General features: G+C 68.8%; 25 protein-coding genes, 1 tRNA gene and 1 other RNA gene. 16 read left to right on the top strand and 11 right to left on the bottom strand.

The genetic code is table 11. The annotated features are described in order from the left end of the window. Positions 1–62: 62 nt before the first annotated feature. From GYB83_RS09925 to GYB83_RS09915, 3 genes are all read right to left on the bottom strand, one after another. Complete coding sequence (locus GYB83_RS09925) at positions 63–1889, bottom strand: acyl-CoA dehydrogenase (protein ID WP_161895323.1); 1827 nt, start codon at positions 1887–1889, stop codon at positions 63–65. 173 nt (positions 1890–2062) lie between these two features. After that, a complete protein-coding gene (locus GYB83_RS09920; protein WP_161895322.1) occupies positions 2063–2830 on the bottom strand; it encodes a deoxyribonuclease IV in 768 nt (255 codons plus the stop codon). Positions 2831–2847: 17 nt separating this feature from the next. Beyond that, a complete protein-coding gene (locus GYB83_RS09915) occupies positions 2848–3732 on the bottom strand; it encodes an acyl-CoA thioesterase domain-containing protein (RefSeq protein ID WP_161895321.1) in 885 nt (294 codons plus the stop codon). A 24-nt stretch (positions 3733–3756) separates the two neighbouring features. Here GYB83_RS09915 and GYB83_RS09910 point away from each other — a divergent pair, with 24 nt between their 5' ends. Then, positions 3757–4320, top strand: coding sequence for an HdeD family acid-resistance protein (locus GYB83_RS09910; protein ID WP_161895320.1), 564 nt, complete (start codon positions 3757–3759; stop codon positions 4318–4320). Between the two features lie 9 nt (positions 4321–4329). On the opposite strand, the gene GYB83_RS09905 is transcribed toward GYB83_RS09910, so the two are convergent. Beyond that, the gene (locus GYB83_RS09905) at positions 4330–4890 is read right to left on the bottom strand and encodes a hypothetical protein (RefSeq protein WP_161895319.1); all 561 of its coding nucleotides are present in this window, start codon (positions 4888–4890) and stop codon (positions 4330–4332) included. Positions 4891–4928: 38 nt separating this feature from the next. Continuing rightward, the gene (locus GYB83_RS09900; RefSeq protein WP_161895318.1) at positions 4929–5372 is read right to left on the bottom strand and encodes a hypothetical protein; all 444 of its coding nucleotides are present in this window, start codon (positions 5370–5372) and stop codon (positions 4929–4931) included. 93 nt (positions 5373–5465) lie between these two features. On the opposite strand from GYB83_RS09900, the gene GYB83_RS09895 reads away from it, so the two are divergent. From GYB83_RS09895 to GYB83_RS09875, 5 genes are read left to right on the top strand one after another with little or no spacing between them, the layout of a single operon-like run. Then, a complete protein-coding gene (locus tag GYB83_RS09895; RefSeq protein WP_161895317.1) occupies positions 5466–6362 on the top strand; it encodes a cation diffusion facilitator family transporter in 897 nt (298 codons plus the stop codon). 18 nt (positions 6363–6380) lie between these two features. Further along, positions 6381–6749, top strand: coding sequence for a DUF5709 domain-containing protein (locus GYB83_RS09890; protein ID WP_161895316.1), 369 nt, complete (start codon positions 6381–6383; stop codon positions 6747–6749). Between the two features lie 21 nt (positions 6750–6770). Next, a complete protein-coding gene (locus tag GYB83_RS09885) occupies positions 6771–7319 on the top strand; it encodes a TetR/AcrR family transcriptional regulator (RefSeq protein WP_161895315.1) in 549 nt (182 codons plus the stop codon). A 23-nt stretch (positions 7320–7342) separates the two neighbouring features. After that, positions 7343–9508 (top strand): phosphate acetyltransferase, encoded by a 2166-nt coding sequence (gene pta, locus GYB83_RS09880; protein WP_228461356.1) that lies wholly within the window; start codon positions 7343–7345, stop codon positions 9506–9508. Continuing rightward, on the top strand, positions 9505–10704 hold the full coding sequence (locus tag GYB83_RS09875; RefSeq protein ID WP_161895314.1) for an acetate kinase: 1200 nt from the start codon (positions 9505–9507) through the stop codon (positions 10702–10704). The genes pta and GYB83_RS09875 overlap by 4 nt, the downstream gene beginning before the upstream one ends. 211 nt (positions 10705–10915) lie before the next feature. On the opposite strand, the gene GYB83_RS09870 is transcribed toward GYB83_RS09875, so the two are convergent. Further along, positions 10916–11004, bottom strand: a tRNA-Ser gene (locus GYB83_RS09870). A gap of 60 nt (positions 11005–11064) precedes the next feature. Here GYB83_RS09870 and ffs point away from each other — a divergent pair. From ffs to GYB83_RS09855, 3 genes are all read left to right on the top strand, one after another. Beyond that, positions 11065–11159: signal recognition particle sRNA small type (gene ffs, locus GYB83_RS09865), an RNA gene on the top strand. A gap of 25 nt (positions 11160–11184) precedes the next feature. Continuing rightward, entirely contained in the window at positions 11185–12459 is a 1275-nt protein-coding gene (locus GYB83_RS09860; RefSeq protein WP_161895313.1) for an aspartate aminotransferase type Ic, read from the top strand. Between the two features lie 9 nt (positions 12460–12468). Next, complete coding sequence (locus GYB83_RS09855; protein WP_161895312.1) at positions 12469–14763, top strand: DNA polymerase III subunit gamma and tau; 2295 nt, start codon at positions 12469–12471, stop codon at positions 14761–14763. A 101-nt stretch (positions 14764–14864) separates the two neighbouring features. On the opposite strand, the gene GYB83_RS09850 is transcribed toward GYB83_RS09855, so the two are convergent. Both GYB83_RS09850 and GYB83_RS09845 read right to left on the bottom strand, forming a co-directional pair. Next, positions 14865–16133 carry a class I SAM-dependent methyltransferase gene (locus tag GYB83_RS09850; RefSeq protein ID WP_161895311.1) on the bottom strand — a complete coding sequence of 423 codons (1269 nt, stop codon included), beginning with the start codon at positions 16131–16133 and terminating at the stop codon, positions 14865–14867. After that, positions 16130–17542, bottom strand: coding sequence for an FAD-binding oxidoreductase (locus GYB83_RS09845; RefSeq protein ID WP_161895310.1), 1413 nt, complete (start codon positions 17540–17542; stop codon positions 16130–16132). Before GYB83_RS09845 ends, GYB83_RS09850 begins: the two co-directional genes overlap by 4 nt. A gap of 113 nt (positions 17543–17655) precedes the next feature. Here GYB83_RS09845 and GYB83_RS09840 point away from each other — a divergent pair, with 113 nt between their 5' ends. From GYB83_RS09840 to GYB83_RS09815, 6 genes are all read left to right on the top strand, one after another. Further along, entirely contained in the window at positions 17656–18093 is a 438-nt protein-coding gene (locus tag GYB83_RS09840; protein WP_161895309.1) for an SRPBCC family protein, read from the top strand. A gap of 62 nt (positions 18094–18155) precedes the next feature. Beyond that, positions 18156–19085: a pseudouridine synthase gene (locus GYB83_RS09835; RefSeq protein WP_161895308.1), complete on the top strand. Its 930-nt coding sequence runs from the start codon at positions 18156–18158 to the stop codon at positions 19083–19085. A 17-nt stretch (positions 19086–19102) separates the two neighbouring features. Further along, positions 19103–19432: a hypothetical protein gene (locus GYB83_RS09830; RefSeq protein ID WP_161895307.1), complete on the top strand. Its 330-nt coding sequence runs from the start codon at positions 19103–19105 to the stop codon at positions 19430–19432. A gap of 19 nt (positions 19433–19451) precedes the next feature. Then, a complete protein-coding gene (locus tag GYB83_RS09825) occupies positions 19452–19805 on the top strand; it encodes a YbaB/EbfC family nucleoid-associated protein (protein ID WP_161895306.1) in 354 nt (117 codons plus the stop codon). 9 nt (positions 19806–19814) lie between these two features. Then, positions 19815–20426 carry a recombination mediator RecR gene (gene recR, locus GYB83_RS09820; protein WP_161895305.1) on the top strand — a complete coding sequence of 204 codons (612 nt, stop codon included), beginning with the start codon at positions 19815–19817 and terminating at the stop codon, positions 20424–20426. After that, complete coding sequence (locus GYB83_RS09815; protein WP_161895304.1) at positions 20413–20967, top strand: uridine kinase family protein; 555 nt, start codon at positions 20413–20415, stop codon at positions 20965–20967. Before recR ends, GYB83_RS09815 begins: the two co-directional genes overlap by 14 nt. Positions 20968–21001: 34 nt before the next feature. On the opposite strand, the gene GYB83_RS09810 is transcribed toward GYB83_RS09815, so the two are convergent. Both GYB83_RS09810 and GYB83_RS09805 read right to left on the bottom strand, forming a co-directional pair. Beyond that, the gene (locus tag GYB83_RS09810; protein WP_161895303.1) at positions 21002–21715 is read right to left on the bottom strand and encodes a type 1 glutamine amidotransferase; all 714 of its coding nucleotides are present in this window, start codon (positions 21713–21715) and stop codon (positions 21002–21004) included. Continuing rightward, a complete protein-coding gene (locus GYB83_RS09805; RefSeq protein WP_161895302.1) occupies positions 21715–23016 on the bottom strand; it encodes a MurT ligase domain-containing protein in 1302 nt (433 codons plus the stop codon). The genes GYB83_RS09810 and GYB83_RS09805 overlap by 1 nt, the downstream gene beginning before the upstream one ends. Before the next feature lie 87 nt (positions 23017–23103). On the opposite strand from GYB83_RS09805, the gene GYB83_RS09800 reads away from it, so the two are divergent. Then, positions 23104–24180, top strand: coding sequence for an alpha/beta hydrolase (locus GYB83_RS09800; RefSeq protein WP_161895301.1), 1077 nt, complete (start codon positions 23104–23106; stop codon positions 24178–24180). Positions 24181–24246: 66 nt separating this feature from the next. Here the strand turns inward: GYB83_RS09800 and GYB83_RS09795 are convergent, their stop codons facing one another. Then, on the bottom strand, positions 24247–25680 hold the full coding sequence (locus GYB83_RS09795; RefSeq protein ID WP_228461354.1) for an MFS transporter: 1434 nt from the start codon (positions 25678–25680) through the stop codon (positions 24247–24249). Positions 25681–25770 lie beyond the last annotated feature (90 nt).

Here is a 25770-nt window from a genome sequence, read left to right as displayed (position 1 = left end):
AAGAACCCCGCCGAGGACGGCGGGGTTCTTCCTCACTTCGGATCGAGCTGGTGAGGACTCGATCAGAAAGCTGCTTCGTCGAGCTCCATGAGATCGTTGTCGACGTTGTTCTCGACGATGTGGCGGACCGCGGTGAGCTGCGGGAGCATGTTCTTCGCGAAGAAGGTCGCCGAGGCGATCTTGCCCTGGTAGAAGGCGACGTCGTCGCCCGATGCGCCGTTCGCGAGAGCGGCGGAGGCCACGACGGCCTGGCGCAGGAGCAGCCAGCCGATGACGAGGTCGCCGACGGCCATCAGGAAGCGGACCGACGCGGTGCCGACCAGGTACAGCTGCTTCGGGTCCTCCTGGGCTGCCATGAGCCAACCGGTGAGCTTGGCCGCCATGCCCTGGACGTCCTGCAGTGCGGTCGCGAGGAGCGCGCGCTCGGCGTCGAAGCCTTCACCGTTGTCGATGAACTGCTGGATCTGACCGGCGACGTGTGCCAGCGCCTGGCCCTTGTCGCGGATGATCTTGCGGAAGAAGAAGTCCTGCGCCTGGATGGCGGTGGTGCCCTCGTACAGCGAGTCGATCTTCGAGTCGCGGATGTACTGCTCGAGCGGGTAGTCCTGCAGGAAGCCGGAGCCGCCCAGGGTCTGCAGCGACTCGGTGAGCTTCTCGTATGCGCGTTCGGAGCCGACGCCCTTGACGATCGGGAGCAGCAGGTCGTTGACCTTGTGCGCCAGCTCGGGCGACGCGCCCGAGACGATCTCGGCGGCCTCGGGGTCCTGGTGCGACGCGGTGTACAGGTACACGGCGCGCAGGCCCTCGGCGTACGACTTCTGCGTGAGCAGGGCGCGGCGGACGTCCGGGTGATGAGTGATGGTGACGCGCGGTGCGGCCTTGTCCATCATCTGGGTGAGGTCGGCGCCCTGGACGCGCTGCTTGGCGTACTCGAGGGCGTTCAGGTAGCCGGTCGACAGGGTCGAGATGGCCTTGGTGCCGACCATCATGCGAGCGTGCTCGATGACGTCGAACATCTGGGCGATGCCCGAATGGGTCTCGCCGACGAGCCAGCCCTTGGCGGGGGTGCCGTGCAGGCCGAAGCTGACCTCACACGTGGCCGAGGCCTTGATGCCCATCTTGTGCTCGACGTTGGTGACGAATGCGCCGTTGCGGTCCTGCAGTTCGCCGGTCTCGTGGTCGAAGTGGAACTTCGGGACGAAGAAGAGCGACAGGCCCTTGGTGCCCGGTCCGGCGCCCTCGGGGCGAGCCAGGACCAGGTGGAAGATGTTCTCGGTCATGTCCTGGTCGGCCGAGGTGATGAAGCGCTTCACGCCCTCGATGTGCCAGGTGCCGTCTTCCTGCAGGGTGGCCTTGGTGGTGCCCGCGCCCACGTCCGAACCGGCGTCGGGCTCGGTCAGCACCATGGTGGCGCCCCAGCCGCGCTCGGCGCAGATCGTCGCCCACTTCTTCTGCTCGTCGGTGCCGTTGTCGTAGAAGATGTTCGAGAAGCCGGTGCCCGCGGCGTACATGAACACGGGCGGGTTGGCTCCGAGCACCATCTCGCCGAGCGCCCAGTACAGCGAGCGGGGAGCGGGGAGGCCGCCGAGGGCCTCGTCGACGCTCACCTTGTCCCAGCCCGCGTCGATGAAGGCGTTGTAGCTCTTCTTGAAGCTCTCGGGGACGGTGACGCTGAAATCGGTCGGGTCGAAGACCGGCGGGTTGCGGTCGGCGTCGACGAAGGAGTCGGCGATCGGGCCCTCGGCGAGGGTCTTCACCTCGCGGAGCATGTCGACGGCGGTCTCGCTGTCCAGGTCGCCGAACGCGCCCGTCGCGAGGACCTTGTCGAGCTCGAACATCTCGAACAGGTTGAAGTGGAGATCGCGGAGGTTGGACTTGTAATGGCCCATGAGAGTTCCTTACCGATGACTTGAGGGGGCTGACCGGGCAAGGATGTTACTTGCCGGTAACTATTGACAGAATAGCCCTCGGCGCGCGGGCGAACAACCGCTGCGCAATGTGGCCCCGCTAACATTTGCAAGCGTCGCGCAAGCGGGCTCCGCCCTCCGCTCGTCGAGCGCCGTCAGTGACTCCGCAGATAGGCGAGGTCGTCGGCGATCCCCTCGCCGGGGGTCTCCAGGACGCCGGGCGCGCCCGCGGTCTTCATGAGCTCGACGAGGACGTCGGGGTCGATGTGGCCGGACTCGATGTTGGCGTGCCGGTCGCGGCCGGAGTCGAACTCGTCGCGCGAGTTGTTCAGGTGGATGAGGTCGATGCGCCCGGTGATGGCCTTGATGCGTTCGACGAGGCCGACGAGGTCTTCGCCGCCCGCCCACGCATGGCAGGTGTCCAGGCAGAAGCCTGCCTCGTCGAAGTCTCCCACCGCGTCCCACAGACGTTCGATGGATTCGAGGGTGCGGGCCATCGCATGCGATCCGCCCGCGGTGTTCTCGATGAGGATCGGTACGCCGAACCCGCCCTTGTCGGCCTGCCGCTCGAACAGCTTGCGCCAGTTCTCGAAGCCCGCAGCGGCGTCCTCGCCGTCGCGGAGGTGCCCGCCGTGGACGACCAGCCCGATGGCGCCGAGGTCCTTGGCCGCGGCCGCCTGCTGCTCGACTGCCTTCCGTGACGGCATGCGCAGGCGATTGTTCAGGCTCGCGACGTTGATCTGGTAGCTCGAGTGCACCACCACGTCGACGGGGGAGTTCCGGATCTCCTCCGCGTGCGGATGGATCTCCGGTTTCTTCCAGCTCTGCGGGTCGGTCACGAACATCTGGAAGATGTCGATGCCGAGCTCGTTGGCGGTGGCGACGGGGTTCTCGTCCTGGCGAAGGTGGGCTCCGATGCGCATGCCGTCAACGATAGAGGTCACACGTTGCGGTCGTCCCCGCGTCGCTCGCCGTCCGGGGTGAACGGTCCGTCGCCCTTGTACGCCGACGCGGGCAGGACCGTCGTGAAGTCGATCATCGCGCGGGTGTTGTCGACGGCCGTCACCATGCCGATCCCGTACGGGCCCCGCTCGTCGAAGAGGGTGGCGGTGCCGGCCGAGACGCCGGAGTCTTCGAGGTGATGGTCCGATTCGACGCCGAGCCGGTCGCCGACGGGCAGCCTGCTCAACGCGACGGTCAGGTCGCCGTTGATGAAGCCGATCCCGCCCTCTCCCCAGTTGGTCGCGAGGCTGGTGCCCTCGGCGGAGATCACGGCGCGCTGGAACGGGGTCTGCTCCACGTCCGGCAGCACCGGGATCGGGCGGCTCCACAGCCGTCGACGACCACCGTCCTGGTACTTCGTCATGTCTGAGCCCCAGCCGAGGCGGTCGTTGTGGAACCACGTGTGGAAGTCGTCGTCGGCGGTCTCCGGGACGTCGTAGTCGGCGGCCGTCCGTGACCAGCGGGCGCCGGGCGGGTTGTCTCCCTGCTTGAGGAACACGGTGTTGCCCTGTGCGACGAGGACGCCCTTCTCGTCGTCGCCGTCGTGCTGCCGGACGCTCACCTGCACCACCTTGATGCGCCGACCGTCGCGCAACACCTCGGTGTGCAGGCTCGTCGGGATCCGACGCGCCGATTTGAAGAGTTCCAGCGTGAACCGCGCGGGCAGCCAGCCCTCGCGGCCGTGATCACGCTCCGCCGCGTACGCGGCCAGACCGCACACGGCCGGGCCGTTCAGCGCGTCGGGACCCCACAGGCTCAGGGCCATCGGCGTCGGAACCACACGAGAAGAATCGCCGGGAAGGAAGAAGGAGTGGGTCGACATGCGTTCCGACGTTACGCTTGCCGCATGACTGTTCTCCCAGCACCGCCCGCGCTCCCGGACAACGCCGTCAACGCGCTGCGCTCGTTCCTCATCGGGTCGTCCGTCGTCGGCATCGCGCTCGGCATCACGATGCTCGTGTGGCCGGGCGCCACGCTCACCGTCGTCGCCGTGCTGTTCGGTGCATCGCTGGTGGTGGCGGGCCTGCTCCGCCTGTTCATGGCCTTCGCGACCACCGAGGCCCCGTTCCTCGTGCGCGTGGTCCTCGGCGCGTTCGGCGCGATCGTCCTCGCGGCGGGCGTCATCTCGATCCTGAACCCGGCGGAGTCGTTGACCCTGCTCGGCATCTTCATCGGGGTCGGCTGGATCTTCGCCGGCCTGCAGGACCTTCTCGAACTCCGCCTCGCGACGTACCTCGTGCCGCGCTGGCTCGTGGTGGTGTCCGGAATCATCTTGATCGGTGCGGGCATCGCCATGATCGTGCTGCCCGCGTTCGCGACGCTCTCGGCGATCCTCTGGGTGTTCGCGGTGATGCTGATCGCCGTCAGCCTCGCCACGCTCCTGACCCTCCCGAAGAAGCGGGCGGCCTAGGAACTACGCCTAGGCTGGGGCGAGGCTTTCGGTCGCCGACGTCCGGGCGGCGGCGTCGGACGTCAAGAGGCCGTTCCAGCGGTTGAGCGACGCGACGACGTCGGCGGTGTGACGGAGCGCCACCCCGTCGATCAGGCCGGTCTCGGCGAGTTCCGCCGAGCGCGTCGACTGCGCTGCCGCGGCGCCGAGAAGCCGGTCCGCCCCCGGCAGGTCGGCGTCCCACATGGCGTCGGCCGTCGTCAGACAGAGCGCCGCGACGTGATCGGCCTGGTCGAGGTGGACCATCGCCCACGCCCAATGGCGGGCGACGTCGACGGTGTCCGCACCGCCCCGACCGTGCGTGCGGACGTACTTCGCGTGCAACTCGCTGCACAGCAGGTCGGAGTCGGACCACAGGTGCAACTGCGACATGCAACGGACGCAGTCGTGCAGCGCGGCGAGGTACTTGACCGAATAGGGCCCTTCCCTGCGGGAGCGGATCTCGCGGAGGACCGAGTAGTCGGCGAGCGCGTGCGTGAACTCGCCCGCGTCGTACAGGGAACGCGCCTGGGAGTTCAATTCGTCCAACATGGATTCATGGTGCACGCTCGTCGCACGGCCCGAGGGCGCTATGCGAGATTGCGGCGGAGAAGCAACGTCCCGACAGCGGTGACCGCGGCTCCGGTCGCCGCGATCCACAGTCCGTCCGCGCGGACCATGTCGTCCGGCACGGCGAGGACCGCGAACAGCGCGCCGACCCCGGAGAGGGCGGCGACGACGGTCGCCGCGTGACGCCACGCGTCGTCCGACCCGCCGCAGACGCGGACGACAAGCAGGATCAGCGCGCCGACGACGCCGACCCCGATCATCCACTGCAGGTGATTGGCGTGCTGCATGACACCGGGGTCGCTCGCCCGGCCGAAGCCGTCGACCGTCGACGCGGGCCGTATCGCCGAGGCGTACCAGGGCAGCAGGTGAGCGCCCGCCGCGGTCACGGCGCCGACCAGCGCGACGACGACGTCCACGCGGAACGCCGTCGACAGCGACGAGCCGTGTGCCGGATTCACGATCACGATGCCTCCTGTACGGGCGGTGTGACGTCACACTATCGACGCGATTCGTCGTTGTAAGGTGCCCGAATGACAAGCGGGTGAGACCATCAGACGGTGAGCGAACGCGAAGATCTCAGCAGGTGGGCACTGCTCAGCATCGCGGCGGCGATCGCGACGATCGCCCTGAAGACGCTGGCGTGGTCGGTCACCGGGTCGGTCGGCCTGCTGTCGGACGCCGCCGAATCGGTGGTCAACCTCGTCGCCTCGGTCGGGGCCTTCATCGCGTTGAAGGTCGCCGCCCGACCGTCCGACGACGATCACAACTTCGGGCACTCCAAGAGCGAGTACTTCTCGGCGGTGGTCGAGGGCGTGATGATCGTCGTCGCCGCCGGTTTCATCATGTACACGGCGATCGAGCGGCTCATCAACCCGCACGAACTCGAATCGCTCGGCGTCGGCCTGCTGATCTCCGTGGTCGCCACCGTCCTCAACGGCGTGGTGGCCTGGAAGCTGGTCTCCGTCGGCCGCCGTCACCGGTCGATGTCGCTGCAGGCCGACGGCAAGCATCTGTTCACCGACGTCTGGACCACGGTCGGCGTCATCGCGGGCGTCGGACTCGTCGCGGTGACCGGCTGGCCCGCGCTCGACTCGATCGTCGCGATCGCCGTCGCGGTCAACATCGTCTTCGTCGGCTGGCGGCTCGTCCGCGATTCGGCGATGGGGCTGATGGACACCGTCATCCCCGACGACGAACGGCTGGCCGTCGACGCGGTCCTCGAGCGATTCCGCACCGACGGCGTCGACTTCCACGATGTCCGGACCCGCGAAGCGGGACATCTCCGGTTCGTGCAGTTGCACATGCTGGTGCCCGGTGCGTGGACCGTCCAGCGCGCGCACGACCTCGTCGAAGAGGTCGAGCAGGCGTTGCACGAGGCCGTCGACGACCTCCGACCGACCGTCCATCTGGAACCGATCGACGATCCCCGCAGTTACGAGCCGTGGCGACGGTGATCGTCCTACCCTGAAGACATGAGTGCCCGGGACGACTACGACGGCGAGTACAGCGTCGACGACAGTGACCAGCTGCAGCCGGAGGACACCCTCGACGACGCCGAGGTCGGCGACATCCTCGACAGGGGCTACTCGCCGCCCGACCGGGCCCCGCGCAGTCACGAGCACGACACCCTGGACTCGCGTCTCGCCGAAGAGGTGCCCGACGTGTACGGGGACGACGACACCGACCCGGACTTCCCCGAGCAGTCCGAGTGCGGCACGTCGCGTGCCGGCCGGATCGTCGCGTCCGACCTCGACGGCGACTCCGACGTGTTCGGTCGCGATGCCGGAGTCGACGGCGCCGGGGCGTCGGCCGAAGAGGCCGCCATGCACATCATCGAGTGAGGCTTCGATACGGTTTCTCGCATGGACCGTGACCGGATGCTGGAAGTCGGCGTCGGCCTGGTGTCGCGATTCGGAGCGAAGGCGCTGAGCCTGACGTCGGTCGCACGACACGCGGGCGTCGCCCGCGCCACCGCGTACCGCATGTTCGGCGGGCGTGAGGCTCTCGTGTCGGCGATCGTGGCGCACGAGTTGGCGCAATTGCAGACCGAGCTCGAGCGGTGGGCGGCCGGCGAGCCGGACATCCCGACCCGTGTGCGCAAGCGCGTGGTCGGATCGCTCCGACACATCCGCGGACACCAGGCGCTGCAGTACATCCTGCGGAACGAGCCGGAGGAGGTCGTGCGGTCGATCGTCTCCGTCGAGGGCTCCACGGGGCCGTCGCTGATCGACATGATCGTCGACTCCGCACTCGAACGGCTCCCCGACGACGAGGCCGCCGCCATGTACCCGTCGCCGCGTGCGGGCATCGAGTACATGGTCCGGACCGTGTACTCGTGCATGCTCGTCCCCGAATCGTCCATGTCCGACGACGAGATAGCCGACATGGTGGTGCGCGCCGTCATCCGGTGACGTTCGGCGATACGCTGGGCGACATGACTGGCTCTGGCGCCCGCAGCATCTACATCGCGTCGGCGGAGGGGGACACCGGCAAGTCGACCGTCGCACTCGGAGTGCTCGCACTCCTGGCCGCGACGGGTGGACGCGTCGGCGTGTTCCGTCCGATCTCGCGCGCGGCAGCGGGGGAACGCGACTACATCCTCGATCTGTTGCTTCAGTTCACGTCGGTCGACGTGCCCTACGACGACTGTCTCGGCGTCACGTACGACGACGTCCACCGCGACCCGGACGCCGCGATCGCCGACATCGTCGCGAAGTACCACTCGGTCGCGGACCAGTGCGACAACGTGCTGGTGATCGGCTCGGACTACACGGACGTCGCGTCGCCGTCCGAACTCGGATACAACGCGCGGATCGCCGCGAACCTGTCGGCGCCGATCCTTCTCGTCGTGAAGGCGCTCGACCGGGAGCCCGCCGAGGTGAAGGCCATCGCCGAGATGCTGATCTCCGATATCAAGGCCGCCCACGGCACCACCGTCGGCGTCGTCGCCAACCGGTGCGACCCGCACCGTGTCGCCGCGCACGCGGCCGCGCTGACAAGCACGGGCGTCCGCGGCTGGGCACTGCCGGAGGAGCCGCTGCTGACCGCGCCGACGATGGGCGAGCTGCAGCGGGCGCTCGGCGCGTCGTTGTACAGCGGCGACGACGCGCTCCTCGATCGCGAGGCCGTCGAGGTGATGGTCGGCGGCATGACCGTTGAGCACATCCTGGAACGGCTCAGCGAGTCGATGGTGGTGATCGCGCCCGCCGACCGGTCCGACGTCTTGTTGGCGCTTGTCAACGCGAATGCGGCGGAGGGTTTCCCGCGGCTGGCAGGCATCGTGATGAACGGCGGACTGCGGCCGCATCCGATGATCGACGCGTTGGTGAAGGGACTGCGGCCGACGCTGCCGATCCTGACCAGCGAGCACGGGACGTACGAGACGGCGCGCATCGCGTCGCACACGCGGGGTCGGATGGCGTCGGGATCGGTGCGCAAGATCGACGCCGCACTCGGTCTGATGGAACGGCACATGTCGCCGTCCGAGTTGATGAACGAGCTGAACCTGCATGTCGCCGAGGTCGTGACGCCGCAGATGTTCGAGTACCAGCTGATGTCGCAGGCCCGGTCCGACGTCCAGCACATCGTGCTGCCGGAGGGCGGTGACGACCGCATCCTGCGTGCCACCGATCGCCTCCTGCGCCGCGGAGTCGCGAAGCTGACGCTGCTCGGCAACGTCGACGCCGTGCGACGCCGCGCCAACGAACTCGGCATCGACCTCACGGCCGTCGACGTGATCGACCCGGCGTCGTCCGACCTAATCGACGAGTTCGCCGACGTCTACACCGAACTCCGCAAGCACAAGGGCATGACGACCGAGCGCGCGCTCGAGGTGGTGCGCGACGAGTCGTACTTCGGCACGCTGATGCTGCACACCGGCCGCGTGGACGGCATGGTGTCGGGGGCGGTCCACACCACCGCGCAGACGATCCGGCCCGCGTTCGAGATCGTCAAGACCGTGCCCGGGGTGTCGACGGTGTCGAGCGTCTTCTTCATGTGCCTCGCCGACAAGGTCCTCACCTACGGCGACTGCGCGATCGTCCCCGACCCGACCGCCGAGGAACTCGCCGACATCGCGATCTCGTCGGCGCGCACCGCGGCGGCGTTCGGGATCGAGCCGCGCGTGGCGATGCTGTCGTACTCGACGGGCGGCTCCGGCTCCGGCAAGGACGTCGACAAGGTCCGTGCCGCGACCGAACTCGTCCGCGAACGCGCACCGGAGGTCCTCGTCGAGGGGCCCATCCAGTACGACGCGGCGATCGAACCGTCCGTCGCCGCGACCAAGATGCCCGACTCGCCGGTGGCCGGTCGGGCGACGGTCCTGATCTTCCCCGACCTCAACACCGGCAACAACACGTACAAGGCTGTGCAGCGCAGTGCGAACGCCATCGCGATCGGCCCCGTCCTGCAGGGCCTCAACAAGCCGATGAACGACCTCTCCCGCGGAGCCCTCGTGTCCGACATCGTCAACACCGTCGCCATCACTGCCATCCAGGCGCAGATCATCAAGGGAAGCGCCCCCGGCTCGTCGAGTGCAGTCTCCGGCTCGTCGAGCGCTTCGCCCGGCTCTTCGAGCGCAGTCGAGAAGGACAACGCATGAGCATCACCGGTTCGGTCCTGGTCGTCAACGCGGGGTCGTCGTCATTGAAGTATCAGGTGCTCGACCCGGTCACCGAGGAGGTGATCGCCGACGGGCTCGTCGAACGGATCGGGGAGCCGGAGTCGGCCGTCAAGCACTGGTACCGCGGATCGCAGACGCGGCGCGAGGCGTCGCTTCCCGACCATGAGGCGGCGATCGCCCTGGTGATGGAGCTGTTCGAGGCGGACGGCGTCGACATCGCCGATTCGGGGCTGGCCGCGGTCGGGCACCGCGTCGTGCACGGCGGGCGAAGCTTCTTCGAGCCGACGCTGATCACCGAGACCGTGCGATCGGAGATCGAGCGGATCTCGCCGCTCGCACCCCTGCACAATCCCGCGAACCTGATCGGGATCAACGCGGTCGGAGCCCTCCTGCCCGACGTTCCCGCGGTCGCCGTCTTCGACACTGCGTTCTTCAGCGATCTGCCCGCCGAGGCCGCGACGTACGCACTCGACGCCGAGGTGGCGCGCGAGTACGCCGTGCGTAGATACGGCTTTCACGGGACCTCGCACGAGTACGTGTCCCGGCGGGCCGCGGAGTTCCTCGGCCGCGACGTCGGGGACGTGAACCAGATCGTCCTGCACCTGGGCAACGGCGCGTCGGCGTCGGCCGTCCGCGGCGGGTCCCCGATCGACACGACGATGGGCATGACACCCCTCGAAGGCCTCGTGATGGGCACCCGCACCGGCGACATCGACGCGGGCGTCGTCTTCCAGCTGTCGCGTGTGGCGGGCATGTCGATCGAGGAGATCGACGTGCTGTTCAACAAGAAGTCGGGCCTGAAGGGTCTGTGCGGGGAGAACGACTTCCGCGCGATCCTCGACCGCGTCGCCGCCGGAGACGAGGCAGCCGACCGCGCATACCGTGTCTACCTGCACCGACTCCGCCGCTACATCGGCGCCTACATGATCGAGCTCGGCCGCGTCGACGCGATCGTGTTCACCGCGGGCGTCGGCGAGAACGCCGTCCCGGTCCGCGCCGACGCCCTCGCGGGCCTGGAGGGCTACGGGATCCGGATCGACCCCGACCGCAACGCTGTCCGGTCACCCGACCCGAGGCTGATCTCCACCGACGACTCCGCCGTCGCGGTACTCGTGGTGCCGACCAACGAGGAACTCGCCATCGCCCGCGCCGCGGTCGCCGTCGTCTCCGTGTGACCGTCACGCCCCACGCGTCGCTTCCCGCTCACGAATAATTCGTGGGCGGGAAGCGGTGCTCAGGGCGTGAATCCTTATGGTTCGGTTTCAGTCGTGTGGGATGTGCGGCGGCGGAGGATAGGGGAACCGTCGCTACGCTCCTCCCGAATCCGCTGCGCCCAATACGCGTCTGGACCCCTGCCCTCGTTCCTCGGGCAGGGGTCCAGACGCGTGGCGGAGGATAGGGGATTCGAACCCCTGAGGGCTGTTAACCCAACCCGCGTTCCAGGCGAGCGCCATAGGCCACTAGGCGAATCCTCCAACACGACGATGCTAGCTGGTCCCGGGTTGGGATCTCAAAACGGCCCGGCTACACTGGTCTACGGATCCCGCGCGGCGTGCATCCTGTGAACTCCCCCAGGGCCGGAAGGCAGCAAGGGTCAACGGGCTCTCTCGGGTGCGCGGGATCCTCTTGTCTTTTTACGCGCGAGAGGTTCCACGTTGAACTTTCACTCGATGAGTGTCGACGAACTCCGTTCCACCCGAGACGATCTGCGTAAGCGCTACGAGACGCTGCAGGCCGCAGGCCTGAACCTCGATCTGACCCGCGGAAAGCCGGGACCCGACCAGCTCGACCTGTCGAACCCGATGCTGTCTCTGCCGGGCGACGACTACCGCTCCCCGAGCGGCGTCGACACGCGCAACTACGGCGGCGTCTCCGGCCTCGCCGAGATGCGCGAGATCTTCGGCGAACTCCTCGGCACCGGAGCGGACCGCACCGTCGCACTCGGCAACGCCAGCCTGCAGGCCATGCACGACGTCACCGTCTACGCACTCCTCCACGGCACCGTCGACTCCGACAAGCCGTGGTCCGCCGAACCGATCAAATTCCTGTGCCCCGTCCCCGGCTACGACCGCCACTTCGGCATCACCGAGCTGTACGGCATCGAGATGGTCAACGTCCCGATGAACCCCGACGGCCCCGATGTCGACGCCTGCGCCGCACTGCTGGCCGACGACCCGTCGATCAAGGGCATGTGGCTGGTCCCCACCTACTCCAACCCGACCGGGTACACGGTGTCCGAGGACGTCGCCCGCCGACTCCTCGCGCTTCCGGCCGCACCCGACTTCCGCATCTACTGGGACAACGCGTACGCGGTCCACACGCTGGTCGACGAGGCTCCCGCACCGCTGCCGATCCTCGACCTCGCCGACGAGGCCGGACACCCGAACCGCGTCTACGTGTTCGGATCCACGAGCAAGATCACGTTCGCCGGAGCGGGCGTCGCGTTCTTCGCGTCGTCCGCGGCCAACCTCGCCTGGTTCACCAAATACCAGTCGGCGTCGACGATCGGCCCCGACAAGGTCAACCAGCTGCGTCATCTGCAGTTCCTCAAAGACGCCGACGGCGTGCGGGCCCACATGGACCGTCATCGCGAACTGATCGCGCCCAAGTTCGAGCTCGTCCTCCAGATCCTCGAAGAGCGCCTCGGCGACTCCAAGATCGCCTCCTGGACCACCCCTGAGGGCGGCTACTTCATCAGCCTCGACGTCATCGACGGCGCGGCCGCACGGACCATCGCGCTCGCCAAAGACGCGGGCATCGCGCTCACCGCGGCAGGCTCGACGTACCCGTACAAGAAGGACCCGCACGACCGGAACATCCGCCTCGCGCCGACGTTCCCGCCGATCGACGAACTGCGGACGGCCATGGACGGCGTCGCGACCTGTGCCCTCCTCGGTGCGACGGAAGTGCTCCTCGACGGCCACCGGTAGTCTTCACCTGTGGCCCTCTATCGCACATACCGCCCGGCGACGTTCGCCGAAGTCGTAGGCCAGGAGCACGTCACCGATCCGTTGAGCCGCGCGCTCGACGCGGGCCGCATCAACCACGCATACCTGTTCTCGGGTCCGCGCGGTTGCGGTAAGACGTCGTCGGCGCGCATCCTCGCGCGGTCCCTCAACTGCGCCGAAGGGCCAACGTCGACGCCGTGCGGCGTCTGCAACTCGTGCGTGTCGCTCGGCCCCGGCGGACCCGGCAACCTCGACGTGGTCGAGCTCGACGCGGCCAGCCACGGCGGCGTCGACGACACCCGCGACCTGCGCGATCGTGCGTTCTACGCCCCGGCCGAATCGCGGTACCGCGTGTTCATCATCGACGAGGCGCACATGGTCTCGTCGGCGGGCTTCAACGCGCTCCTCAAGATCGTCGAGGAGCCGCCGGAGCACCTCATCTTCATCTTCGCGACCACCGAGCCCGAGAAGGTGCTCACCACGATCAAGTCGCGCACCCACCACTACCCGTTCCGGTTGCTCGCTCCGCCGGTGATGCGCGGACTCCTCGAAGGCATCTGCGCCAAGGAGAACGTCCTCGTCGCCCCCGAGGTGTACCCGCTCGTGATCCGGGCGGGCGGCGGATCGCCGCGCGACTCGCTGAGCATCCTCGACCAACTCCTCGCCGGAGCCGGACCGGAGGGCGTCACCTACGACCGGGCCCTCTCCCTCCTCGGTGTCACCGACTCCGCCCTGATCGACGCCGCCGTCGACGCGCTCGCCGCCGGTGACGGATCGGCGCTGTTCGGGGTGGTGGAACGGGTCGTCGACGCGGGTCACGACCCGCGACGTTTCGCGATCGACCTCCTCGACCGCTTCCGCGACCTGATCCTGCTGCAGGCCGTCCCCGACGCCGCCGACCGCGGACTCGTCGAAGCGCCGGACGATCAACTCGTCCGCATGAAGGCCGTCGTCGACCACCTCGGACCCGCGACCCTCACCCGGTACGCCGAGGTCGCGCACGCCGCGCTCGGCGACATGCGCGGCACCACGTCGCCCCGGCTCCTGCTGGAGGTGATGTGCTCGCGGATGCTGCTGCCCGGCGTCTCCTCCGACGACGCCGCCCTGCTTCAGCGCATCGAGACCCTCGAACGCCGCCCGGCCGGTGCGGCCGCCCCCGCGGGCGCAGACGGTCCGCGTCCGTCGAGCGCGCCCGCGGCGCCGAGGCCCGACGAACCGCCGTCGCGTTTCACCCGCCCCTCGCAGCGCAAGCCGGAGGGGCCCGCGCAGGCACCGGACAGTCGGCCTGCTCAGGCACCGGAACCGGTGCCCGCACCCGCCCAGGCTCCCGCGCCCGCAGCGGCCCCCGAACCTCGACGTGCGCCGGAACCCCAACGCGCGCCCGAACCGCAGCGAGTGGCCGAACCCCAGCGCGCGCCGGAACCCGAGCGCGTGCCGGAACCCGAGCGCGTGCCGGAACCCGAGCGTGCGCCGGAACCCGAGCGTGCGCCGGAACCCGAGCGTTCCCCGGATCCTCGAGCGGAGTCGAGAGGCCCGGCCGACGCACCTGCCGCGCCCGAGCAGAAGGACGAGCCCGCCCGCCCGTCGGGTCGAGCCGAGACGCCTCCGCGTGAACCGCGGCGTCGCCAGGCGTCCGTCGACGACATTCCGCTGCCGCCCGAGCCCGCGATGGACGTTCCGCCCGAGCCGTACGACCCGCCACGACGTGCACCCGCTCCCGCGCCGGAGCCCGAGCCCGCAGCGGCGGCGTCCGGTCTGACGGTGGAGCAGGTGACGGCTCGTTGGCCCGACATCCGGGCCGCGGTCCGATCGCAGAGCAGCGTCCTGGAAGCGATGCTGTCCGCAGCGTTCGTGCACGCGGTCGCGGGGTCGGAGATCGTGCTCGGCCATCCGCACAGTGCCCTGGTCGGACGACTCTCCGACGACCGCGGACTCCGCGCTCTGACCGCGGCGATCGGCGAGGTGTTCGGTCCCGGCAATTCGGTCAGCGTCGTCCAGGCGACGCCCGACTCGGCTCCCGCGGTGAAGTCCGAGACCCCGCCCGAGCCGCCGAAGCGCCAGACGTTCACCCGCCCGAGTCGCCCGCGTGAAGAGCGGGCTCCAGAGCCGGAACCCGAACCGGAACCCGAACCCGAGCCGCTCACCGCCGACGAGGACCTCACCGACGACGAACGCGACGAGATGGTCGCCGAGGCGCACACGGCGACGCCGGACGCCCGCCTCGACCCCGATCAGGTGGCGCTGGAACTGCTCAAATCCGAACTCGGAGCCCGACCCGTCGAATGACACCGCGAAGATCGCGCTGCTGACGCCGGTTCGAGGGCAATATGCCCTCGTGACACCGTCAGCGGCGCGATCTTCGCGGTGAGACGTCTCCTAGACGTCGATCAGGGGACCCACCAGGGCCGCAGCGGCAGGGTCTGCTCCTGGTCGAGGTGCAGTCTGGTCGCCAGGGCGTGGTGGAGTTGGACGATGTTGCGTTCGAAACCGATGCGGCAGCCCGCCATGTACAGGCCCCAGAGTCGGGCGGTGCCCTCACCGACCTCGGCGACGGCCTCGTCCCAGTTCTTCACGAGATTGGCGTTCCAGTCGCGGAGCGTCATCGCGTAGTGGATGCGGAAGTTCTCCTCGTGGATCACTTCGAGGCGCGGGACGTCCTGCATCTTGGCGATGATCGTGCCGCTGCCGGTGAGTTCGCCGTCGGGGAACACGTAGCGGTCGATGAACGGGCCGGCCTTGCTTCGGTGCTTGTTCTCTGGCCGGGTGATGCAGTGGTTCAGGATCATGCCGCCGGGCTTGACCTTGTCGCGCATGAACGTGAAGTACTTCGGGTAGTTGGCGACGCCGATGTGCTCGGTGAGGCCGATCGACGAGACCGCGTCGAATCCGGTCTCGGGGACGTCGCGGTAGTCGCTGTGCCTGACCTCGGCGAATTCGCTCAGTCCTTCGTCGGCGATCGCCTTCTGCGCCCACTGCGCCTGTTCCAGGGACAGGGTGACGCCCAGCGCGTGGACGCCCCGCCGCGCCGCGTAGCGGACCATGCCGCCCCAACCGCAGCCGATGTCGAGCAGTTTGTCGCCGGGTTGCAGTCGGAGTTTGTCGAAGATCAGTCGGTACTTGTTCTCCTGCGCCTCCTCTAGGGTGGCGCCTTCATGCGGGTAGACGGCGCACGTGTACGTCATCGATTCGCCGAGGACCAGCTCGTAGAAGCGATTCGACACGTCGTAGTGGTAGTGGATGGCCTCGGCGTCCCGCTCGCGACTGTGCCGCAGGCCTTCGGCCATCCGGCGCCACTTGGGCAGCGACTCCTGCGGGGGCGGGGCGATCGGCTTGAAATGCTCGACGCCGATCTCGCGTGCGACGCCGACGAGTTCGAGCGGGCTCGGCTTGGTGAACTTCAGGTCGGCGGCGAGAGCCTGCAGCATGCCGTACGGGTCGCCGGGGTGTCCGCCGGTCATCTCGAGGTCGCCGGACACGTAGGCGCGAGCCAGCCCGAGATCGCCGGGCGCCGTGACGAGATATGTGGTCGCGCGCGGATTCTTCAGATGCAGCCCGTACTGGGCGTCGTCCGGTCCGGCACTGCTGCCGTCGTACGCCGTCACCTTGATGCCGAGCTCGTGCCCGACCAGTCGCTCGAAGACGTGCGCGAGTTTCACTGTTGCTTCACCGCTTTCTCGTATAGGCGCAGGAGCCTGCCGTCCGGGTCGTATCGCTCCTTGAGCAGGCGATACGCCTCGCCCCCGTAGAGCGCCGAGAATTCGTCCTCCGGATAGAACGATTCCGAGTACAGCGACTTGTGGCCGCCGAGTCCACTGACCTTCTTCTCGATCAGCCGGTTCGTGTGGCCGGGCTTGCCCGGCGTGACGGGGACGGCCGACCAGAATCCGATGTTCACGTACGTGCGCCCGCGCTGCAGGGGATAGAGGGGCCAGGGTTGCGTGTCGTCGCCGGGTGACGGTTCGGCCAGCGTCAACGGGCACAGCCACACCGGTTCGATGGGGACGTCCCGCAGGAACCACCGCATGAACTCGGCGGTTCGCTCGATCGGCACCTCGATGTCTTGAACCACCCGCTCATTGGCGGGCAGACCCTTGCGCGCGTTGAGCCGATCGGCGACGTTCCACCGGTGGTCGTACCCGATGAGCTTCCAGTAGAAGCTGCTGCGCAGGTACCTCTTCGGCCAGAACCGGCGGATCCGTGGATTCTGGGCGCCGAACGCCCGCGAGCACCAGAACCAGTCGGTGTCCCACCGCCACAGGTAGTCGCGGATCGTGAGTCGGTCCCGTTTCGGGGCGTCGACGTCGTCGTGCTGGATGGAGCGGTAGAAGATCCGCATGCCGGTGTAGTCGCTGACCGGCCCGGCCTCATCGGTCTGACGGCCGAGCACGAGGTAGCTCTCCTCGGCGCTGAAGACGACGCCGTCCAGGTAGTCGACCTGCTCGCCCCGGTAGACGTGGTCGGCGGCGATCGTCGCCATCGTTCGCTGCATCTCGTCGAGATCGGTGAACCGCACATGGCGCAGTTCGACGTACGGCTTCACCTGCTCCAGGCGGATCCGCAGCCGCACCGAATAGCCCAGCGTCCCGTACGAGTTGGGGAATCCGAAGAACAGGTCGCGGTACTCGTTGTCGGGCCTGGCGACGACGAGTCCGCCCGCGCCGGTGAGGATCTCGATCTCCTCGACGGCCTCGTGGGGGAGTCCGTTGCGGAACGCCGTCGATTCGATTCCCATGCCGGTCACCGCGCCGCCGAGGGTGATCGTCTTCAGCTGAGGGACGACGGTCGGCGCCAGGCCGTGCGCGAGCGTCGCGTCCACCAGGTCCTCGTACGTGCACATGCCCGCCACCTGGGCGGTTCGCGTCGCCGGGTCGACGGAGATCACCGAGTCCAGACCCGAGACGTCCAGTCCGGGAGCGGTCACCGCGGCGCGCTTGCGGAACAGGTTCGACGTCTTCTTCGCGAGGCGGACGGTCGCTCCGGGCGGGATCGCGCGGTAACTGTCGATGAGGCGGGCGACGCCGCGATCGAACGCGGCGACGTTGTACTCCGAACGGATGGCGGCCACATAGCCACCGTAGCGCTCGTCACGAATGAACGGTGCAGACAGGATCACAAGTACCGTGGAGGGACAGGCTCCCGCACGCGGGAGCAGCGCATACGCTCAAAGGAGTCACCCAAGTGGGTCAGGTCACCGCCACCGCAACCGTCCAGATCGCCGCACCCGCGGACACCGTCCTCTCGGCTCTGGCCGACTACGCGTCGGTCCGCTCGGCGATCCTTCCCGCCAACTACCGCGAGTACCGCGTGGTCGAGGGCGGCACGGGCGCGGGCACCGTCGTCGGTTGGGTCCTGCAGGCCACCGAGAAGCGTTCGCGCGACGTCCTCGCCGACGTCGCCGTCGCAGGTGACACGATCACCGAGACCGACCGCAACTCGACGATGGTGACCACCTACCGCGTGACCGCGGCGGGTGCGGGCGCACAGGTCGAGACCACCACCTCGTGGAAGGGCGCGGGCGGCATCGGCGGATTCTTCGAGCGCACTTTCGCCCCGAAGGGCCTGAACCGCATCCAGAACGAACTGCTCGGCAACCTGAAGACTCGGCTCGAGAACTGAGCCGTCGGGGGCGCCGCCGCGCCAAGCCGCTGGCCGCCCGGGACGGCGTCGACGCCACCCGGGTGGTCCTGCGCACCTGCGATCGGAGACTGTCCGTCGCCGACACACTGCTGCTCACGCCGTCGTTGACCGGTTGGACGTCCGATGACCTCGAGCGTCGCGCCGCGGCCGGGGAGATCGTCGACGTGGACGGTCGCCCCGTCGATCTGACCGCCACGGTCACCCGCCCGACTCCGGTGTACCTCTACCGAGACCTGCCGGACGAGCCCGAGGTCCCGTTCGACATGCCCGTTCTGCATGTCGACGACCGCCTGGTCGTCGTCGACAAGCCGCACTTCCTCGCGACCATGCCACGCGGGTCGCATGTCACGCAGACGGCGCTGGTGCGATTGCGGCGGGAGTTCGGCGACGACGTCGCACCCGTACATCGGCTGGACCGTCTCACCGCCGGAGTCCTGCTGTTCACGCGCAGGCCCGACTCGCGGGCCGCCTACCAGGACCTCTTCGCGTCCAGGCAGGTGACGAAGGAGTATCGAGCGCTGGCGCCCGCAGACCCGTCGCTCGTCGGCGTGCGGGTCGAGAACCGGATCGAGAAGGACGCGGGCGACTTGCGGGCTCGCGTCGTCGACGGCGACGTGAACGCGGTCAGTGACATCGACATGATCGAGTCCCGCGGCGGTGATCTCGGCCTCTATCGACTCCGCCCGGCCACCGGCCGCACGCACCAACTCCGACTCCACATGGCGGGACTGGGCGTGCCGATCGTCGACGACCCGCTGTACCCCGACGTCGACAGGGAACGCGTCGACGCCGCCGACGATTTCACCAGGCCGCTGCGTCTCCTCGCGCATTCCGTCGCGTTCATCGACCCGTTCACAGGCTCGGTCCGACGGTTCGAGAGTCGCCGGGACCTGACCGCTGTTTTAACAGTCACCGATGCGGGCCCGGCAGGCCCTCCTGGAGGGTCGCCGCTCGTGAGCGGGGAATGTTAAACGGATACGCTCGTTCGATGGCGATCATCGGAAGCTACGAACGGCATCCGGACCTGGGGTGCGAGGCCGTTGTGTTCCTCGACGAGGAGTCGGACGCGTGCGTGCAGTTGCAACGCGACCTGCCCGGCGGCCCGCGCGCGGCCGAGTACTGCCTGACGACGGGCGCGAGCGCCCCCGTGTACGACGCGGTGACCCAGTGGCGACGCGTCGACGACCGATTCGAGTTCGCCCTCGTCCCCCGGGCGGCCCGACTGTTCGGCGACGAGGTGATCTCGTTCGACGTCATCGCGGGCGACGACGTGACCGTCGACGAACTCGCCGAGCACGTGGAGCGTCTGCTCCGCTGAGGGCAGTATCCTTGACGTCGTGACTGACGCATTCGATCCCAGTGCCCTCTTCGGTGGCGGCGGCGGGGACAACCCGATGGCCGGACTCCTCGCGCAGGCCCAGCAGATGCAGGCCCAGCTCGTCGCGGCTCAGGAGGAGATCGCGAACACCGTGGTCAAGGGCCAGGCGGGCAACGGCCTGGTGAAGGTGATCGGCAACGGCACCGGCGATGTGACGGCGGTCGAGATCGGTCGCGACGTCGTCGACCCGGACGACGTCGAGACCTTGCAGGACCTGCTTGTCGGCGCGCTCGCCGATCTGGCCCGCAATCGCGAGGCGATCGCCGCGGAGAAGATGGGGCCGCTCGCGGGCGGACTGCCCGGACTGGGCTGAGTCGACCGCATGTACGAGGGCCCCATCCAGGATCTGATCGACCAGCTGGCGAAACTGCCGGGACTGGGTCCGAAAGGTGCGCAGCGCATCGCGTTCCACCTGCTCGCGGGCGAGAATGTGGAGATCGACCGACTCGTCGCGGCGCTCGGCAAGGTGCGTGACGACGTCACGTTCTGCGCGGAGTGCGGCAACATCGCCGCCGAACGACTCTGCCGGATCTGTGCCGACGCCCGGCGGGACGCGACGAAGATCTGTGTCGTCGAGGAGCCGAAGGACATCTACGCGATCGAGCGGACCCGCGAGTTCGACGGCCGCTATCACGTTCTCGGCGGCGCGCTCGACCCGCTGTCGGGCATCGGCCCCGATCAGCTCCGCATCCGCGAGCTCCTCAAACGTCTCGCCGAGCAGTCGGACGGGTCGGTGGTCAGCGAGATCATCGTCGCGACCGACCCGAACACCGAGGGCGAGGCGACGGCGACCTACCTGCTGCGCATGCTCAAGGACTTCCCCGGACTGTCGGTGACGCGGCTCGCGTCTGGTCTGCCGATGGGCGGCGATCTCGAGTTCGCCGACGAGCTGACCCTCGGACGCGCGTTGTCCGGGCGTCGTGTCCTCGTCTGACTGGGCGCACGTCGCCGACGCGGTGGCTGCGCGCGACGGCCTGACCAGCGGGCTGATCGCCGTCGACGGCCACTCCGGCTCGGGGAAGAGCACATTCGCCACCGAACTCGTCCGAGCACTCGCCGACCGCGGCCGACGCTCGGTCCTGATCGGCACCGACGCCTACGCCACGTGGGACGAGCCCGCGTCGTGGTGGCCGGAGATGGAACGGGACGTGTTGCGCTCCTTCGCGCGACACCAGGACTACCTCTACCGGCCGCGCGTGTGGGTCGACGGCGTCCCCGAGACGGGGCCGCAGGTGTGGGAGCGGTGGCAGCCGATCCTGATCGTCGAAGGAGTCACCTCCGCCCGTCGGTCCGTCGCCGATCGGCTGACAGCCGCCTATTGGGTCGAGGGACCGTCGGCCGCGGAACGGTTGGAACGGACGGTCGCACGAGACGGTGAACACGACCGAGCCAACCTCGCCGCATGGCAGCAGTTCGAGGAGGGCTGGTTCGCCGTCGATCGCACCCGTGAGCGGTGCCGGGTGGTCCGCGCCTGAGTCCAGGCGTCGAGACCTCCGCGGCCCGCGAGGATCAGCGACCGGCGGCGAGTCGTTCGCGGCGGAGGCGGTCGACCTGAGGGAGGTCGAGGGGAGCCAGGTCGGCTCCGGTCGCCTTGGCGAGGAGGTAGTCGGCGAGTTCCGGGTTCCGGGCCAGGAGCGGACCGTGCATGTACGTGCCGATCACGCTGCCCTGGACGACGCCCTCGATCGCGTCGCCGCCGCCGTTGCCGATGCCGTGCTTCACACGCCCGAGCGGCTTGGCGGCCGGGCCGAGGGTGGTCCCGCCGCGGTGGTTCTCGAACCCCGACAGCGGCTGGGTGAGGCCGTCGAGCAGCGGCCCGGTGATCAACTCGCCGATCGAGCGGACGGCCTGCGGCGATGTGGTGCAGTCGAACATGCTGATGCCGGCCACCCGTTCGCCCGACGACGTCTCGTACCAGTGGCCGAGCACCTGGATGGCGGCGCAGATCGCGAGGACCGGGGTCCCCTTCTCCGCGGCGCGCTGGAGGCCGGGATGGTCGGTGAGGTGACGCGTGGCGAGACGCTGGGCGGCGTCCTCCGCGCCGCCGAGGGTGTAGACGTCGAGTGAGTCGGGGACGTCGCCGTCCAACGTCAGCTCGACGATCTCCGCGTCCAACCCGCGCATCCGCGCACGTTGACGCAGGATCAGCGCGTTGCCGCCGTCGCCGTAGGTGCCCATCACATCGGGCAGGACGAGTCCGATCCGCAGGGTCGATTCGCTCATCACTTCTCCTCCGCGTCCGCGCCTGTGACACTCGGCCCGCTCGCTACGCTCCCGGCTCCGGCTCGAGTCATCGCGATCGCGAGATCGCGGAACGCCGTGTAGTTCGCCAAGACTTCCACGCGGCCGGGCGGGCACTGCGTGATCGCGGTCAACGGGTCGTCGACCACGGTGTGCTCGGCGCCCGCGTACAGCAGTCGCACCGACAGGTCGGCGGCGCGTTCGCCCGAGGCGACGACCGTCGTGTTCTCGAACTCCTCGAACCGCACGTCCCACAGCCACGACAGGTCCTCGCCGTCGGGCACCTGGCCGTTCACGGCGATCACCAGACTGTCGGCGTCGGGATCGATCATCGACAGGGCCTCCTGCCAGCCCGCGGGATTCTTCGCGAGCAGCGTCCGGACGCGGTGCGCGCCGAGCTGCTGGACGCCGTACCGGCCCGCGACCTCTCCGACGGTTCCGACGGCCTTCGTCGCGGCCGCGGGGTCGGCGCCCATCGCCACGGCCGTCGCGATCGCTTGTGTCGCGTTGCCGCGGTTGGCCCGACCCGGCACGCTCAACGTCATCGGAGCGGTGAATCCGTCGGGGCCGTAGACGTTCTCGTCGTCGAACCACCAGGCGGGCGTGGGCCTGCGGAATGACGCATCGCCGCTCGAATACCAGTCGTCGCCGCTGCGGACGATCGCCTCACCGGACCGGGGGCAGCCGACGGAGTCGCCGACCCACGCCGCGCCAGCGGCGACCCACACGACGTCGCCGCCATCGAAGGCCGCCGACGTGACGAGCACGTCGTCGCAGTTGGCGACGATCGTCGACTCCGGGTGCGCGTCGACCGCGCCGCGCAGGCGTCGCTCGATCACGTTGATCTCGCCGACCCGGTCGAGCTGGTCGCGCGACAGGTTCAGCATCGTGATCACGGCTGGCGAGGTGTTGTCGGCGACGTTCGGCACGTGCAGCTCGTCCACCTCGAGGGCGGCGAGCGGGGCGGGCCGGTGCAGCGTGAGCGTCGCGATGATCCCGGCGTCCATGTTGGCGCCGTCCTCCTGGGTCGCGACGTCGCCGATGGTGGCGAGCGCCGCGGCGGTCATGCGGGTGGTGGTCGACTTGCCGTTGGTGCCGGTGATCAGTGCCGTCTTCTTCCCTGCGGCCAGGCGCGACATGATCCGCGGGTCGATCTTCTCGGCGATGAGTCCACCGATCATCGATCCCTTGCCTCGACCCGCGGTTCGCGACGCCCATCGGGCGGACGCGGCGGCGGCGAGTGCGGCGCGAGTGCGGACCGGGAGACGTGACGCGGAGGGCATCCCACGATTTTTCCATACGCTCGGGAGTCGCTGCGTGGTGCCGCGTCCGCGTGACCTTGTCAACGGTCAGTGGTAAGTTCGGCGATTGTGAGTCGCGCAACGCAAGTACGCCTGTCCCTGCGGTCCCGGGTCGAGCGTCCCGCCCTGATCGCCGCAGGTCTCCTCCCGCAACCGGTTCTCGACGCGCTGTCGAGGCTCACGCGTACCAACCGAGCCGGTGAATCTCTCGCGCCCGAGATGGCGTTGGTGGCCGCGGCGGCCCGGCACCTCCCCGGTGTCGGACTCATGAACGGCAGCGTCGACGATTCGCGCAGGCTCCTGGATCAGACGTCGACCGCGATGGCGCAGACGTTCGCGCCGTTCGCGATCGAAGAGGACCTCGTGATCGGGTCGCCCGACGGCCCGATCCCGGCCACTCGTTACCGGGCGGCAGAGGGGACGCCGCGCGGTCTGATCGTCTTCCTGCACGGTGGAGGGTTCGTCATCGGGAGCCGGGGCAGCCACGACTCGCTGGTGCGGGCGCTCGCCGTCGAGACCGGGGCCGACGTCCTGTCCGTCGACTACCGACTGGCTCCGGAGCATCCGTTCCCGGCCGCGGTCGACGACTCGATCGCGGCGTTCCGGTTCGCCGTTGAACAGGCGCCTGGCTGGGGGATCGACCCGAATGCGATCGTCGTCGCAGGCGACTCGGCGGGCGGCAACCTCAGCGCCGTCGTCACCCAGCAGGTTCGCGACGACGCCGTCATCCCGTGCCTGCAGCTGCTGATCTACCCGGTCGCCGACGTGTCGGTGACCCGCGACTCGATCCGCGAGTTCGCCGACGGCCTGTTCCTGACCAAGGCCGACATGGACTTCTTCGTCGACGCGTACCTTCCGTCGAGTGATCTCGTCGACGATCCGCGCGTGTCGCCGCTCAAGGGAGACCTCGAGGGTCTCCCGCCGGCGCACGTGGTGGTCGCGGGATTCGACCCGCTGCGCGACGAGGGCGTCGAGTTCGCCGCTGCCCTCGAGAAGGCGGGCGTCGACGTCACGCTCGAGCGCGCGGGCGGCATGATCCACGGCTTCGCGAACATGGGATTGATCAGTCCGACCGCCCGCGCGGTGGTCAACCGGATGGCGTCCGCTGCGGTGGCCGCGATGGACGCCGCGTCCCGACGTGAATGAATCCCCGATAGCGATGTTCGACGCCGATGTCGGCCTCCGATGTCGCTATCGGGGATTCATCTACGACTACACCGCTCGGGATGCCTTGGGCATGGCCTGAGCGATCACCGCGCCGAGGGCGACGAGGCCGATCATCACGAGCATCGCGGTGCGGTACGACTCGTCGATCGACGATCCGGTGCTGTAAACGGTGCCGATCACGGCCGCTCCGACGGCCACCGACAACGCTTGGACCGTGTTGAAGACGCCCGACGCCGCTCCGGCGTGCTCGACGGGGACGTCGTTGAGCACGAGCAGGCCCGCGGCGCCGACGATCAGGCCGAACCCGAGGCCCGCGACGGCGAGCGCCACCGCGAACCAGAACGCCGGGTGCGCGGACTGGTCGGCGACGATCATCGACGTCATGCCGGTGACGAGGACGGCTGCTCCGGCCTGCAGGACGTGCTTGCCGAACCTGGCGGCCAGGACGGTGGCGGAGAGTCCTGCCGCGATCGGGACGGCGATCGAGAACGGGATCCACATCAGGCCGGTGTGCAGCACCGACCAGCCGTGCGACAACTGAACGTGCAGGGACTGGACCAGGAAGTATCCGCCGGTCGGGATCGACAGTGCGGCGAACGCCGCGAGGCCCGACCGGAATGACGCGGTGGCGAACACCGACGGCGGGACCATCGGGACCGACCCGTTGCGTTCGGTGATCACCTGTCGAGCGCCGAAGGCGACGAGTCCGATCACGCCGAGCGCCATCAGGACGAATCCCCATGCAGGCCAATCGTTCTCCGGGCCGAGGGTGATCGGAGCCATGATCGCCGCGAGCGAGCCGCCGAGCAGCGCGACCGAGCCGAGCGTGATGGGCGCCGGACGGTCGGCTCGCGTCTCCGGGATGAACACCCGGGCGGCGAGAACGGCGACGACGGCGATCGGGACGTTGATCAGAAACGCCGGACGCCACGAGAGGTCGAACCAGTCGCCGTCGGTGATGACGGCGCCGAGCACCGGCCCGGTCACTGCCGCGACACCGATGATCGACGTGAACAGGCCCATCGCCCGGCCGCGCTCGGCAGGCGGATAGAGGACCTGGATGTTGGTGAGGACCTGCGGGACCATCAGCGCCGCGGTCGCGCCCTGCAGGATCCGGAAGACGACGAGCTGGGTCGGATCGGCGGCCAGACCGCATGCCAGCGACGTGACGCCGAAACCGATGAGACCGAGTACGAAGAGGCGTCGGCGTCCGTAGGCGTCGCCGAGTCGGGCGCCGAGGATGAGGCCGATCGCGTAGGCCAGGGGATAGCCTGCGACCACCCACTGCAGGGCGGCCGCCGACGCTCCGAGGTCGGTCTGCATCGTGTGCAGCGCGACGTTGACGACGGTCGCGTCCATGAGTTCCATGAACGACGCGGCGAGCAGGCAGATCAGGGCGATCGTCCGTGCTCGTCCGCTGATGGATGGTCGGGCGTCGTCGGTCGCGGTGGGCGACGGGCCGTCGAGTGTGGTGGTCACGTCAGTGCTCCTGCCAGGGGTGATCGTTCGGTCACCGATGACGTTACGAACCAATGTGGACAGGAACTGTCCGCTACGGTGCGCGATGTT

Origin of the sequence: Gordonia spumicola, from assembly GCF_009932475.1 — a bacterium.
Lineage (GTDB): Bacteria > Actinomycetota > Actinomycetes > Mycobacteriales > Mycobacteriaceae > Gordonia > Gordonia spumicola.
This window is presented reverse-complemented; position numbering and strand designations above follow the sequence as displayed.